Source organism: Duodenibacillus massiliensis (assembly GCF_928721995.1).
GTDB lineage: Bacteria > Pseudomonadota > Gammaproteobacteria > Burkholderiales > Burkholderiaceae_F > Duodenibacillus > Duodenibacillus massiliensis.
In genome coordinates, this window is record NZ_OV788642.1 from 698800 (window position 1) to 711932 (window position 13133).

16 protein-coding genes are annotated in these 13133 nt (G+C 52.2%); 1 reads left to right on the forward strand and 15 read right to left on the reverse strand.

Annotation, left to right across the window (positions count from 1 at the left end; all coding sequences use genetic code 11):
* Window positions 1–16: 16 nt before the first annotated feature.
* Both NXF97_RS03145 and murJ read right to left on the reverse strand, forming a co-directional pair.
* Complete coding sequence (locus tag NXF97_RS03145; RefSeq protein WP_022373430.1) at window positions 17–592, reverse strand: macro domain-containing protein; 576 nt, start codon at window positions 590–592, stop codon at window positions 17–19.
* 30 nt (window positions 593–622) lie between these two features.
* Window positions 623–2197, reverse strand: coding sequence for a murein biosynthesis integral membrane protein MurJ (gene murJ / locus NXF97_RS03150; RefSeq protein WP_074009921.1), 1575 nt, complete (start codon window positions 2195–2197; stop codon window positions 623–625).
* A 246-nt stretch (window positions 2198–2443) separates the two neighbouring features.
* Between murJ and rpsT the strand changes: the two genes are divergently transcribed.
* On the forward strand, window positions 2444–2707 hold the full coding sequence (gene rpsT, locus NXF97_RS03155) for a 30S ribosomal protein S20 (protein WP_022373428.1): 264 nt from the start codon (window positions 2444–2446) through the stop codon (window positions 2705–2707).
* Between the two features lie 132 nt (window positions 2708–2839).
* Here rpsT and NXF97_RS03160 read toward each other — a convergent pair whose 3' ends face one another.
* The 13 genes from NXF97_RS03160 to NXF97_RS03220 form a co-directional block, all read right to left on the reverse strand.
* On the reverse strand, window positions 2840–3571 hold the full coding sequence (locus NXF97_RS03160) for an HAD family hydrolase (protein WP_022373427.1): 732 nt from the start codon (window positions 3569–3571) through the stop codon (window positions 2840–2842).
* Window positions 3571–3756, reverse strand: a complete 186-nt coding sequence (locus NXF97_RS03165; protein ID WP_274956446.1) for a hypothetical protein — start codon at window positions 3754–3756, stop codon at window positions 3571–3573. The genes NXF97_RS03160 and NXF97_RS03165 overlap by 1 nt, the downstream gene beginning before the upstream one ends.
* A gap of 173 nt (window positions 3757–3929) precedes the next feature.
* Window positions 3930–4574: a response regulator transcription factor gene (locus tag NXF97_RS03170; RefSeq protein WP_274956447.1), complete on the reverse strand. Its 645-nt coding sequence runs from the start codon at window positions 4572–4574 to the stop codon at window positions 3930–3932.
* A gap of 20 nt (window positions 4575–4594) precedes the next feature.
* On the reverse strand, window positions 4595–6298 hold the full coding sequence (locus NXF97_RS03175) for a sensor histidine kinase (protein WP_274956448.1): 1704 nt from the start codon (window positions 6296–6298) through the stop codon (window positions 4595–4597).
* Window positions 6299–6406: 108 nt separating this feature from the next.
* On the reverse strand, window positions 6407–7234 hold the full coding sequence (locus NXF97_RS03180; protein ID WP_274956449.1) for an ABC transporter permease: 828 nt from the start codon (window positions 7232–7234) through the stop codon (window positions 6407–6409).
* Window positions 7235–7253: 19 nt separating this feature from the next.
* Window positions 7254–7727 (reverse strand): hypothetical protein, encoded by a 474-nt coding sequence (locus NXF97_RS03185; RefSeq protein WP_274956450.1) that lies wholly within the window; start codon window positions 7725–7727, stop codon window positions 7254–7256.
* Window positions 7724–8368, reverse strand: a complete 645-nt coding sequence (locus tag NXF97_RS03190) for an ABC transporter ATP-binding protein (RefSeq protein WP_022373421.1) — start codon at window positions 8366–8368, stop codon at window positions 7724–7726. Before NXF97_RS03190 ends, NXF97_RS03185 begins: the two co-directional genes overlap by 4 nt.
* Before the next feature lie 2 nt (window positions 8369–8370).
* On the reverse strand, window positions 8371–9240 hold the full coding sequence (locus NXF97_RS03195; RefSeq protein WP_022373420.1) for a NapH/MauN family ferredoxin-type protein: 870 nt from the start codon (window positions 9238–9240) through the stop codon (window positions 8371–8373).
* Between the two features lie 9 nt (window positions 9241–9249).
* Window positions 9250–9711 carry a c-type cytochrome gene (locus NXF97_RS03200; RefSeq protein ID WP_274956451.1) on the reverse strand — a complete coding sequence of 154 codons (462 nt, stop codon included), beginning with the start codon at window positions 9709–9711 and terminating at the stop codon, window positions 9250–9252.
* 59 nt (window positions 9712–9770) lie between these two features.
* Window positions 9771–10403 carry a c-type cytochrome gene (locus NXF97_RS03205; RefSeq protein ID WP_274956452.1) on the reverse strand — a complete coding sequence of 211 codons (633 nt, stop codon included), beginning with the start codon at window positions 10401–10403 and terminating at the stop codon, window positions 9771–9773.
* 2 nt (window positions 10404–10405) lie between these two features.
* On the reverse strand, window positions 10406–11104 hold the full coding sequence (locus NXF97_RS03210) for a 4Fe-4S dicluster domain-containing protein (RefSeq protein WP_022373417.1): 699 nt from the start codon (window positions 11102–11104) through the stop codon (window positions 10406–10408).
* Window positions 11101–12339, reverse strand: a complete 1239-nt coding sequence (gene nosD / locus NXF97_RS03215) for a nitrous oxide reductase family maturation protein NosD (RefSeq protein WP_022373416.1) — start codon at window positions 12337–12339, stop codon at window positions 11101–11103. The genes NXF97_RS03210 and nosD overlap by 4 nt, the downstream gene beginning before the upstream one ends.
* A gap of 14 nt (window positions 12340–12353) precedes the next feature.
* On the reverse strand, window positions 12354–13133 hold the full coding sequence (locus NXF97_RS03220; protein WP_274956453.1) for a hypothetical protein: 780 nt from the start codon (window positions 13131–13133) through the stop codon (window positions 12354–12356).

The following is a 13133-nucleotide window of genomic DNA, read 5'->3' on the forward strand; positions in this document are numbered from 1 at the left end:
TTTCCGTCCTTTTTTGTTACTGCCAGATTTCGGCGTCTTCAGCGCTCTTACCGAGAAGACCCTCGTAGATACCCCGGGTCTCATCATCAAAGACGCAGAAGATCACCTCGGTGTTGGGACACTCGGTCAGCAGAAACTGCCCTGCCACCACCACGGCGGTTTCGGCCGCTTCCTTTTTAGGGTAGCCGTAAACGCCGGTGGAAATACAGGAAAAGGCAAGCGTCCGGATTCCCTTTACGCGTGCAATCTCAAAGGAGCGCGCATAGGCACGGGCCAAAAGCGCCGACTCCCCTTCGCCGCCCCCGCACCAGACGGGCCCGACGGCATGAATGATGTAGCGGCACGGGAGATTAAACGCCTCCGTCATCTCGGCGCCTCCGGCAAAACAGCGCCCGAACTGATTGACAAAGTCGCGGCAGGCTTTTCTGAGCTCGGGCCCGGCCGCGCGGTGAATGGCGCCGTCCACACCGCCCCCGCCTCTGAAGTCAGCGTTGGCAGCGTTCACAATGGCATCGACCTTAAGCGTTGTGATGTCGGCCTGCACGATGTGCAGACGGCGTTTGACTTCAGGACTGAGCGTTGAAGCAGGCATGATGGAAAGCCTTTCGATTGTGGGGAAAAATTACCGGTTTGCGGACCTGCGGGCCTGTACTGCGCCGCGCAATTCCTGCGCCCGCCAGCCGAAAACCGCCAATACTGCAAAGTATGTCACACCTGCGGCAACGACTGCCCCCGCCGCAAGAACTAGTCTTCTGATCCACGCGGACTGCATCTGCGCCCAACTGACGGCAAATCCGGCTTCAATACCCCAAAGTACCGCACCAAGCACCGCCGCCGCCAAAAGCGTCCGGACAAAATAAAGAAGCCACCCCGCCTCGGGCTTATACCAGCCGCGCTTTAAAAGCACCGTCAGAAGGCAGAGAGCGTTAAAGCAGGCCCCGAGTGCCACCGAAAGCGCAAGCCCCGCGTGTGAAAATGCCGGAACCGTCACAAAATTACAGGCCTGAACGAACACAACCGAAGCAACCGCCGCCTTCACCGGCGTGCGGATGTCTTTTCTTGCGTAAAACGCGGGCGCAATGATTTTGATTCCGATAAGGCCGATTAACCCGGCCGCGTAGCCTTCAATGGCAACCGCCGTCTGCATGACGTCTGCGGCCGTAAAGTTTTTCCCCTGAAAAAGGACCGAAGCGAAGCACTCGGCCAAGAGCCAGAGCCCGACGGCAGCCGGCACGGCAAAAAGCACTACGAGTCTCAGTCCCCGGTCCAGAAGGCGGTTGTAGCGGTCAAGCTCCCCGCGGTTAAAGGCCGAGGCCAGACTCGGCAGCAGTACCGTTCCCAGGGCGACCCCGAGAAGCGCCGTCGGAAATTCCATCAGACGGTCGGCGTAATTAAGCCACGTCACGGCGCCGTGATTGAGGCGCGAAGCAATGTTGGTGTTGATGAGAATGGAAATCGGCGCGACCGACACCCCGACCACGGCCGGAACCATAAGACGCAGGGTCTGACGCACCGCACTGTCTTTAAGTGACTGAAAAGGAGAGCAAAACCGCGGCAGAAGCCCCAGGCGCTTCAAGGCCATCAGCTGCATCGCAAGCTGCAGAATGCCGCCCCCGATCACCGCAACCGCCAGGGCCCAGATAGGCGCCTGCATAAAAGGGGCCAGACAGAGAATCGCGGCGATAAACGAGAGATTTAAAAGAACCGGCGTAAAAGCGGGCACGGCAAAATGCTTCCACGTATTGAGTACGGCCGCCGCAAAGGCCACAAGACTCATAAAGATGATGTAGGGAAACATACAGCGCGTAAGGGCTGCCGCGAGGTCAAAGGTTTCCGGATTTTCGGCAAAGCCCGTGGCGATCACCCAAATAATGAGCGGCGCGCAGATAACACCCAGCACGCTCACGGCAAAAACCGCAACCGCCAAAAGGCTGAAAACATGCGAGATGAATTCTTTGCTCCTCTCTTCCCCTTCTTTTTCCCGCACATCGCTTAACATCGGCAGAAACGCTTGGGAAAACGCGCCTTCGGCAAAAAGACGTCTTAAAAGATTCGGAATTCTGAAAGCCACGTAAAACGCGTCGGTGGCGCCAGAAACGCCGAAATAGCGGGCAATCAGCATATCGCGGATAAGGCCCGTGACGCGCGACAGCAGGGTGAGCGCAGAGACCGTGGCGGCCGAACGCAGCAAAGACATAAGATTTCTTTTTCCGCAGCAAAAACAGAGTGGGCCCGCTGCCTTCTGCAACTTGTCTCACGGCATGAGTTTTGATAGAATGCGGGGCTTTTCAGGGGTCGGGTCAACCGACTCAGGTGCGACATTGTCGCATTGAAAAGTGATTCTAACCAAACCGGCCGAGCCCACGGCTGACAGATGCGAAGGGCATACCGGTTAATACTGTGTGTGCCTCACCATCAGGCAAACGTTTTTCAGGAAACATAAATGGCCAATACCAAACAAGCTCGCAAGCGCGCCCGTCAGGCGGTTGCCCGCAACCAGCACCTTTCGGCTCAGCGCAGCCAGTACCGCACCGCCATCAAGAAGGTGCGCAAGCTGATTCTCGCCGGCGACAAGACCGCCGCTGCTGAAGCCTTCAAGCAGGCTCAGTGCGTCATTGACGCGATGGCAGGCAAGGGTGTTCTGCACCACAATGCCGCTGCCCGTCATAAGAGCCGCCTGTCCGCCTCCATCAAGGCGATGGCTTAATCAGCCTGACCTGTCGAGCTTTGGCGCCGCACGCCTTCTGTCCCTCAGCCGGGGGCGTGCATAAGGCAAAAAAGTTCCTGAGAAACGCATCGACGATTGCTCCGCGATGCGTTTTTCTTTTGCCCGGAGTTTTTATTCGGCAAGCGCCTGACGAATGTCAGCGGTGAGTGCCGGAAGACCGGCGTAAAAGCCGTCCGCCTTTGTCCGGATCAGTTCTTCATCAGCCGCCGAATGCGGCTCCTCAAGAGCAACCACCGTGAGTCCCGCGGCCTTGGCTGCCTCAACGCCCGGCAGACTGTCTTCGATCACGAGGCAGTCGTTAGCCGCAAGCCCCAATCCTGCGAGCGCCTTGAGGTAGACCTCAGGGTCCGGCTTTATCGCCGTAACGTCTTCGTGCGTGAGCATGAAGTCAAAGATGTCGCGCAGCAAAATTTCAGAACGGATCACGGGATTGATGTCGCAGTAGATGTCGACATTGGCGCGGCGCGTGGTCGTGGCAAGCACCAGGCGCTTGCCCGCAGACTTTAAGAGTTTCAGAAGGTCGGCAGCTCCGGGCTTCAGCCGCATCGTCTCCTTAAGAAGCCTGCGGCTGATGGCGTAACGCCGTGCGTGAACTTCAGCCGCGGAAAGGTCTGAGCCGAGACGCTTTCCGAGCTCTCCGCAGAAGGCCTCGTAGGGACTCGCTTTTTGGCTGTTTTGAGCCAGAGAAATCTCACGAAACCGGGGAAGATCAAGGTCGCTGTAATCAACCCGAGCGATTTCAGAGGCGAGGATTTCGTCCACCTTGTCCCAGACGCCCAGAGAATCAATGAGCGTGCCGTCAAGGTCGAAAATATAGGCTTTAGGGTCCAAGAATCCGGGCATCAGTGTTCCTTCGTGAAGCTGCGGCAGACAACAAAAGAGGCTTGTTGCAGACAAGCCTCGGGATTTTTCAGCGCAAGCTCGGCCTTCAAGTGAACTCGGCCCGGCTGCTCCGTTTTCTGCCACTCTGCAGGCCCGAACACCAAGGTGTCGGGCTCCCGCGGCAGAAACGTATCCGCGAGCCACATTATCGACTCTCAGCCTGCAGATTCCAAGAAAAACAACCAGGGAAGAGTTGAAAAATGATGAATCTTCGTCAACAATACAAGCTCAACCGTAAACCCGCGCTAGACACAAAAATCCACACACACCCCTAAACGCCTTCCCAAAAGAATCAGACCGCTGTGATGTTACATTCAGCCTACACGTGAATTCCCAAACCCTGCAGTATTTTCACAAGGTCCACAACACTTCGGGCGCGCAGTTTTTTCATGGCAACACCCCGATGGATCTGAACCGTGCGTTCACTGATTCCCATATGGTCTGCAACTACTTTATTCATCAGGCCTTGTCCGACAAGACCAACAACCTCTTTTTCGCGTGCGGTGAGGGTGTCGTAACGCTCTTCCAAAGTACGCACCTCTCTGACCTCTGCGCGATGCTGACGGTCTTTCTCTATCGCCGCATCCAAAGCATTGAGTAACCGCACTTCATCCACCGGCTTCTGAAGGAAATCGCAAGCTCCGTGCTTGAGAGCATGGACAACCATATCAATGTCCCCATGCCCGGAAACAAACACGATCGGCAGGTCAATTTCCTTCAATGACATCAGCTCCTGAAGCTCGAGTCCGGACATAGCCGGCATACGTACATCGAGCAGAAGACAACCGGGATCTTCCGGGTCGTCTTTCTCCAAAAATTCCAAAGCATTGGTATAAGCTCTGACAGTCCTGTGCTCTCCTTCGAGCAAAAAAACCCAAGAACTGAGCATCATTGCATCATCGTCGACAATACGGATGACGGGAACTCCGGGCGAGTCGTTGTTTTTATTGTCAGTCAAATTCATAATACAGCTTTTCGTTTTCGTTAATCAACGGCTTCCGGAAAGACCTGGTACAGCGGCAAGATCATTTCCATCGTCAACCCGGACCCGGTGTTTTGCCGCGCATTCAGTCGGCCGCCGTGGCTCTCGGCAACACTCTCGGCAATGGAAAGGCCCAAACCCATTCCTCCGGTTTTTGTAGAAAAAAGAGGCCGGAACATTTCATCGATGGGCACATCCTGACTTCCTTTCCCGTTATCTGTAATCCGCATAATGGCATGGTGTTCATCTTCGGTAAGCACGATTTCAATTTTTGGTTTTTTGACCTCATGTGTCGCTTCCGCAGCATTTTTGATAAGATTCAAAATAACGAGTTCGATCTCCCACCGGTTTATTTCCACCCATACCGGAACCAAAGGTAGGCTGAGAGAAACCTGGACTCGAAAATCTGCTGTTTTACCGAACGATTCAACAGCCTCCCGGATCACAGTTCTGAAGTCTTCCCGCAGTCTCTCAGTTTTACCGGCTTTGGCGTACTTGCGAACATGGTTAACAATGTTGGAGGCCTGTTCCGTGAGAAAAACCATTTTTTCTAAAATCGAATGCATGGTCTCCGCATCAAGTTCACCACGCTGGCTGCGTCTCAAAAGACCCAAGGAGAAATTGCGGATCGCTGCCAGAGGCTGTTTGAGCTCATGCGCAAAGAGCGTAGACATGTGGCTGACAGTCTGAACTTTTTCCATACTCTGCAGACGGGCTCTCGTTTGCAGTATCTCATCTGTCATTTTTTGCTGCTTTAGCAACGACAACCGCAAGTCCTTTGTTCTTGTGCGAACGAGCCAGGCAACGAAAACACCGTGCGCAAGGATCAAAAGCATGAACAGCGCTATTCCGGCAAACCACCAGCGGTACCGAAGAAATAACCCCTTCCAGAGCTTGCCCTCGTTTCCGGCGTACGGACCGATTCCCAGGTCAATCAGAATGTTGTGGACACGCCTGAAATCTGTTGGCGGAAAACTCCACTGAAGCATACCCGGAGACGTGGCGGCCAGAGCTGTGGCAGCCACCATTCTGACGAGACCCAGGTCACTTGAAGGAAGTGATGCCAAAACCCAGCCGGGATAGACCTTCGTAGAGTGTCGGCATGTCAGACCGCCACCGTTTTTGGCATTGATCACAGTAAGTCCCGCGGCGTCGATAAACCCGGCTGACTGTAGCCTCTCGAGTGTACAGGCCGGCAGAACGCCGACGGCTCCGGGCGTTTTCAATACTGTTTTGACAAGTTCTGCATCACTTTTCTGAAACTCAGAAACATCCGAAAAAAATTCCTCGGGATCGAATCCTTCGTCTTTAAGTTCTGCCGCAAAGGCCAAAAAGCCGCCGAATGAATGTTTGTCGGTGACGAATAATCGACGCCCCTTAATTTCAGCAAGACTGAGGGAGCCCGCTTCGTGCTGTGCAGTGAAAGCAACAGAAGCGGTCATGTGATCGGCATCAGCTGCCTCCGGATAGACAAGACCTGCCAAAGGGCGCAGCTCAACCGCTGACTGCAGGGAGGCATAGACCGCAGCATCAGTAATGACAAAATTCAACTCCCCGTTTTGAACCATGTGAATCAGGTCATTTTCACCGTAATACTGGAGCGTGACCTGCCGGGGCAAGAGTTCACGGCGCAAGCGGTCCAAAAAAATTGCTTCCTGAGATGAAATTTCTTCCAGATCGGAGCGCTGCAGTGCTCCGATCTGCACCGGGGGTTCACTTGTTTCTCCCCAAACTGTAGCCGACACAGCACAGGGCAGCAACGGAGCTACCCAAAGCAGTACCAGAAATAACGGTCGCAACATCGCAATCTCAGCCTACAGCAGATCTCTGCGGGTAAAGCGTCGATAGCCAAGATACAAAAAGAGAAGTCCCGCACCGGTTAAGTACAACAGCGCTGTCACAATCAGCAGTGTATTTCCGAACAGATCAAGGATAAAGTAAGAAGCCGGCCCCAGTACCGCGAGCACAGGATCAAAGAGTGAAAGCGCCGCGATCTTAAATACCTGCACTGGATTTAAAAGCGCTGCCGCATAAATAATATTTTCAGGAACCTGCAGTTTGATAAGAAAACCCAGCAATGCCACATCAAGCAAAGCAATGAGAGTGAGCCAAATCAGCAATGCGCAGGTGAGCCCGGCCTCCTGAGTACGGACAACGGATGAAATCAAGAAACTCAGGCCGATAAAAAAGAGGGACGAAGCCAGTAGCAAGGCTGTATAAAGGGCGATCAGCCCGACGGATGCCGTCTGTCCCATAAAACAGGACCAAAGAGCCGCCCCTGCAAGTGCTGCGGCGAGCGGGACCATTGTCGTGATAACCGCACAGGCTGCTTTTCCCCAGTAATAATCTCCCAGGGAGATCGGATAGCTCAGCAGATACTCAAAAACATTGGTTTCACGCTCCTTGACGAGTGTCCGGACAGTACTGACCAAAATGAATACCGGCAGGACGAGATTGCACGCCTGAATAAAAATAACAAGGAGTCTGGTGAGTCCTGTAAAGCCCATTACACGGCTGTCCGTCACGCCGGAAGAAAAAATCAGAGCAATAAACCCGAAAATAATGATCGTATAGCCCCAAAACCAACGAGAACGCAGGCTTGCCAATGTGCTGAGGCGAAAAATGATACCGAAATTCTGCATTTGTCTACCCCGTTCTCCGTCACCGGGCGTTGTGCTGCATCTTGCTGTGTTTAACCGACACGGCGCGCTCTATTGCCTGCTCGAACGTCAAAACCGTTTTATCCTCCGGCATTTTGGTATCTTTACTGAAAACTCCCATTCCGTAAGACATGGGCGTAACAAACTGAACCGCGATAATTCCCTGACGCACATCCACCCATTTTCCCGAACGAGCATCGTTGGCATAAATCAAAGCTTCATTTTTCCACACAGGCTTTGTTTCCTGCAGCCAATTAAGCGCACAGCCCAAATCATCAAAGAAGTAGTGCTCTCCCTTTGCGGGATTGATCACCTGTGCCGAATAGTTTCGGTCACTGATCATCATCTGACAGCGGTGACAAACATCGCGGTCCCAGGCAGGATCTTTCGGGGATAAAGATTCCCGGTCACTGCAGGCGGACAAACTAAGTGAACAAAGAACAGCGGTAATCAGCACAGACCATTTCATTGTCATAATTTTTCATCCTTAACAACTTTTCCCAAGTCAAGCCAAACCGCCCGATTGAGCACGGCATTGAGTTCTTCCAAACGATGACTGATAAAAACCATTGTGGTCTCACTAAACCGGGAATCGCGGATGATTTCTCCGAAAACACGCCGCCCTTCCGTATCAAGATTGGCCGTCGGTTCATCAAAGAGCATGACAGATGCATGCCGGGCAAAAGCCAGCGCCGCAAGCACCTTCTGCTTCATACCGCCGGAAAGCTTGCTGAATGCCTTGCCGTAGTGCTCCTTCACTGAAAGCCCGAAACAATCGCAATAGTGTTCCGCTTCGTGCACATCAAGACCACTCGTGCAAGACGCATAACGGAAAAGTTCGTGCACCGAAAACGGCAGAGGCGGAGGAAGTTGAGGGATAAAAGCCACATTGGCAAGTGCCGTCTGACGGTCAGTCACCGGATCTGCTCCGCAGAGTCTGACACTACCGGAATCAAGCCGATATTGACCTAAAAGGCAGCGCAGCAACGTGGTCTTACCGGCTCCGTTTTGCCCCAAGATGATCACTCGTTCGCCGTTATCAATGTTCAGTGACACATCGTTCAGAACATTCTGCGGACCAAATGATTTGCTGATGTGTCCCGCTTCAATAACCATAATCAAACCCACCTCTTCAAGCGATTGCTGAAATGAAACACATTTCTTGAGCAGGAATCCATGCATTTTGCACACATTGTGCAGTCAGTGGAATTCAAAAAAACAGTTCCGTCTTTTTTCTCAAAAACGTCAGCCAAAGCCTCGGGCACATGACAGTTCGGTGTACAAGCTCCGCATTTATCACACCGGCTGCGATCAGCTTCAATCCGGATAATACTCACGGGATTAAGTAAGCCGTATACAGCACCGCTCGGACAAACAGCCCGACACCAAAACCGCCGCGAGAAAAAGATTTCCACCACAAGAACAAAAATGATGATAAGTGCCGACTCCGTAAGTCCGTATATCATGAGCCGCGAGAGCAGACCCACCAGATTGATATGACTGAAAACCAGGTAACCGGAGAGAAAACTCGCGGCTAAAAAGGACACTGTAAATACGTATTTAATCCTTGTTGTGAGCAACCGTCTGTGGCGAATCCAGCCCTTCTTAACAAGATTTAGATGAATCAATTCCGCCCACTCGGACAAGAGACCATAAGGACAGGCCCATGCACAGAATGTTCTGCCTCCTAAAATCCAGTAGGCCAGCCCGATAAACGTCATTCCGAGCGCCAGATTTGTTGCAATAGAACCATGTGCAGCGATAACTTCCAGCCCGCTGTAGAGATCCGCCAAATGAAAGCCCATCAGCCGGCTCGCCACCATGGAACCTTCCAGTACCTGGATATCAAGAAAATAAGAAAGCAGAAAAGCCGCAGCCAGCAAAACCGCAGTCAGCCATCGCCATGGTCTGACTTTCAGATGCCGGCAACCACTGACATCGGTTCTGTAAAAGAAACTGTTGTCGGGAGGAACGGGAAGCTTTTGCATGATGCTACCTTACTTCTTAAATGAAGAGACTTCCCGGGCAAGCATTTCAAGCTCCTCATCACTTGTACGGGTCAGAAGGTCTGCCATCATGGTGTTGGCCACTTGTCCCGCCTTGTATTTTTTTAACTTGTCAAGGTTATAGGCGTAATCTTTTCCGGCAATCGGCAGACCGACAGGCCCCATACCATCCCTTCCGTGACAAGCCGAACAACGAACAATATAGAGTTTGGAAAGGTTTTCAGCCGGCACCACCATACGCGGCGTTTTTTCCCGGGCTGTTTCCGCAGGCATCCTCGCAAAGGCTGCTTTATCAGCCTCTGTCTGCAGTTTTCGTGCAAAGGCCGATTGATCACCCGCTTTGGCCGTTTCCGCTTGTCCGGCTGCAGCCGGTTTCTCCGCATTGGAATAGTTACTGATACGCCAGTCAGCCGATTCTTTCACAACAGGCACATCGTTAGCCTGCCAGAGCATCCAGCCGGCCGCGCCGGCTACCAGTACACAACCCGTGGCGGCAATTGCTTTATTAAAGCTCATCGGACGTTCTCCTCTGACTTGAGCAACTCTTTAAGCCAGTCGTTTTGCCTGCCCTTTTTCGCTTCCGCAGCAAGTTCTGCATTAAAACGGGCAATATCACCGGCTATGAACTGAATTTTTTCTTCGGAAAGACGGTGTACAAGATCCGTCATCAGCACGTTGGCATCGGGCTCACGGGAATATTTGTCAATCATCTCCCTGACTTCTTTAGCATTTTTTCCGAGAAGCGACGGCCCAATGACACCGTTACCGTAGTCGTCGTGGCAAGCCGAGCAATAGATAATGAAGTCCTTGGACAGACGTTTGGCCATCAGATCGGCTCCGATTGAAGCATACGGGCTGGATCTGGCTGCCACTACGACCTGAACATTTTTCACGGCATCGGTAACCTCCGCGCCTTCCGGGGCATAGCTGATCTGGCTCTCCCCCCGGACGTTATAGGTCCGAAATGCACTGCTGCTTTTTCTCTCCTGCGCGCTGTCTCCACCCGAAATAACAGTGATGGTTCCGGGTTTTTTAGCTGCCGGTGTTTCTGCTTTCTCTGTTTCTGAACCACCACAGGCTGCAAGTACAACCACCGCCGCAAGCGATAAAACCGTGTAAAAGCATTTGAAGCCTTTCTCAGCCATAGTCACTTTCCTTCGTACAAAGAGGCAAAGCTAATGCGGGCTTTGATCTCTATGATATGTTCCGGGCATACTTCAGCACATGCTCCGCACCCCACACACCCACGGCCGATAACCGGCACACCATCACGAATGACGATCGCCGTCCGCGGATTCGGCACAGGACAGACAACCTCACAAAGCCGGCAGGCCGCTCCCTCCTGCTGCTTCATTTTTGCATTGAGCTTCTGCTCAAGTTCTGTCAGATAATCACGCTGCGCAAGGTGCTTAAGCCACGATCCGGTAACAGTCTTTCCGGTCTTTGCCCAGCATTTCTGCTCAGATTTAACCCTTGCTGTCCCCATCTGTACGTCATCAATCGTCTGGACTTTCGGATCCAGCGCACCAGAAGGGCAACAGAGGATGCAGGGGAAGAGATCACACAAGTAACATCCTCTGTCCAGAGGGTCAATATAGGGTGTGCCCATATCGATACCAGCCGTCAGATCCAGCAGTTTGAGCGAATGGTAGGGGCACACCTGAATACATTGTCCGCACTTAATGCAGGCTGCCAGAAATTCTTTTTCGCCAAGCGCTCCCGGCGGTCGCAACAATCCCTTATCCTTGGACTTTTCCGCCAGCTGAAAGACTGTGATACCAGCTGCGGCGCTGCAGGAAACAGCCACGGCAGAGAGAACGACGGTACGGCGGTTAAGGTGTTTCATTTCTCCGTTCCCCTCTCGCGTATTTGCGGCCGGGCGTCTCTTGCCAACAGAACCGGCTCGGAAAAAGGCATCAGCCGCCAGAGAAAGTTCATAAAATCCAATACCGGGGAAGCGTAAAAGAATTTCGCTGCAGGCAGATAGCTCCAAATGCGGTCCGCATACATCCACTGCTCGTGCGGAATATCTCCGTATCCGTCGTCATTGCGGTCAAAACCCTCGTAGTTATCCCAATAATTGCTGCGCCAGGTATTAATTTCCAATTTACTCTCGGGGGTATCGTTGGCAACATCCTCAATATTGCCCTTAAAAACATTAGACTCAAAAAGACTGGGCAACAGTGTCCCATGGAGCAAAAATGCAGTAGTGTTGAAATTGATCTCATTACCGCGAAAGGTATTGAACGTACCAGGTTGATACGGAGAGCTGTCCAAATAAAAACCGCGGGCGTTATAGAGAATCTGATTCTCCTCCACCAGAATATCACTGCTCTCCTTCATACCTATGCCGATACCGAAGGGCCCGGTGGAATCTGCAACAAAATTTCTTTTTAGTGTGGAGCCCTGGCTGAACATCAGGAAAATACCCACGGAGTTGCGCCGATAGTCATTACTGAGAATTTCATTACGGTCTGCATACATGAAATGCAGTGAATATCTGGAATCAGCACCGCTGTTTTCGTAAATCTTGTTGGCACTTGAGTACCAAAACACATTGTCGCGGACATAGCGCGTGCGGTTCATCCGAATAAGATTGCCATGGCTGTACCAAAGACGGATACCGTCACCTTTAAGCCCCAGGCTTACTGGTAACGAAGTAATGTCGTTATCTTCAATAACTGACCTGTTTGTTTGCTCGAAATTAATACCGAAAAGGCAATCGCGGATGCGGTTACGGAGAATTTTGACATTGTCAGCCCCTCTAACCGTGATGCCGGCATCCACGGTCTGGTGCTTCGGTCCGCTGTTTTCAATCGTAAGCCCATCCACAGTAACGTAGGAAGCCGTCACGGTGATAACGCTGCCTGTACCATCACCGTGAATAACCACACCCTTGCCGGACGCACGCAAGGTAAGCGGTTTACTGATGGCAATGTTGCCTTCGTAGAATCCCGGCCCGAGCGCAATCACAGCCCCTGAAGGTGCCTTATCGATAGCCTGCTGCAATGGGGAAGCCCGAGAGACTCCGATACTTGCCAGTACAAAGACCAAACTCAACACAAAAAAGCGCATGCTCATCCCGGAGACTCCTGTCAGGCCTGGGGTTCTGATAGCTCCTTATGGCGGGCTAAAATGGCCAAGATACTCAGTACGGCAATCACGAGCAGCACCCAAAACCCTATGGAAGGAAAACTCTTCGTTGTAAAGTGAGCCACATGTCCGACACCCAGCGCTGTCGGTGTGAATGCCTTAATTTTGAAAGCCCCCCAGTCCTGCATGTTGTGCCCGAACCAGTACATCCACCCTGCATAGAAGGCGAAAAATCCGAGAGGGAAAAGCGCTGATGGCATCATCAACCATACACTCCATCGTGTTCTGCAGGCGATAAAAAGCACAATCAGCAACGCAATGCCCAACATAATGAATGGACCTGCGGCACGCTCATAGCGGGCCCCTGCCTCCAGCGGGTACATACCAACATAATGATTAATGGTGTTCATTTCATGAATGTCTCCGGAGAACCCATCGATGTGAAACCATACCGGGATACCTTCAGGAAACGCTGCCTTCGGATAGTTAGGCGCCTCAAGCGCAACATACCAAATAGGCAGAGACATCATGCCGATTTCGCCTTTTTTTTCAATCATTTTTCTAAGATTGTGTTCTGCTCCTTTGGGCGTATAAGGACTCACATAGCGCCCTGTCTGATAAAGATCCCAAAGCGGGTACACATAAGCCGGAATACTTTCAGTCTGCCCCGCCGCAATTTTCTGAGGCACCTTGTAAAACGCCACGGAAGGCAGGACGAACCCGATAACCAAAAGAATCAGGGCAATCAAAGCGTAAAAACCTGATTTTTTAAATGTTCTCAT